The sequence below is a fragment of the Dietzia sp. SLG310A2-38A2 genome, from assembly GCF_014145095.1.
Classification (GTDB): domain Bacteria; phylum Actinomycetota; class Actinomycetes; order Mycobacteriales; family Mycobacteriaceae; genus Dietzia.
In genome coordinates this window covers 2,687-3,165 of record NZ_JAALDX010000548.1, presented here as the reverse complement: position 1 = coordinate 3,165, position 479 = coordinate 2,687, and the positions used below count along the sequence as shown (strand labels likewise).

The following is a 479-nucleotide window of genomic DNA, read 5'->3' as shown; positions in this document are numbered from 1 at the left end:
AGATCGAGAAGGACATCCCGCTGGACAAAGCCGCACTTCTCGGCTGCGGGGTGTGCACCGGTTGGGGCTCGGCCACGGAGATCGGCGGCGCCAAGGAGGGCGACATCGTGGTGGTCGTGGGAGTCGGTGGGATCGGCATCAACTCGGTCCAGGGTGCAGCGGCGGCGGGTGCGCGCGCTATCGTCGCCGTCGACCCGGTCGAGTTCAAGCGCGAGAAGGCGATGGAGTTCGGGGCGACGCACACGTGTTCCTCGATGGATGAGGCCATGGCGCTGGTGGGGGAGCTCAGCTGGGGTCGCATGGCGGACCTGGTCCTGCTGACCATGGGTGTGGTGGACGGGAAGGACCTGCTGCCCGGGCTGATGCTCACCGGCAAGGGGCGCCGCTGCGTCGTGGTGGGGCTGGGGGACATGATGGCCGTCGACGCGCAGATCTCCATCCTCGACCTGGCCATGCAGCAGAAGACCCTGCAGGGCGCG

The 479-nt window shown here is 68.5% G+C and carries 1 protein-coding gene; it reads left to right on the top strand.

All coding sequences use genetic code 11. The features are described from left to right. The coding region (locus G6027_RS17960; RefSeq protein ID WP_182638323.1) for a zinc-binding dehydrogenase at window positions 1–479 on the top strand (479 nt) is incomplete at both ends.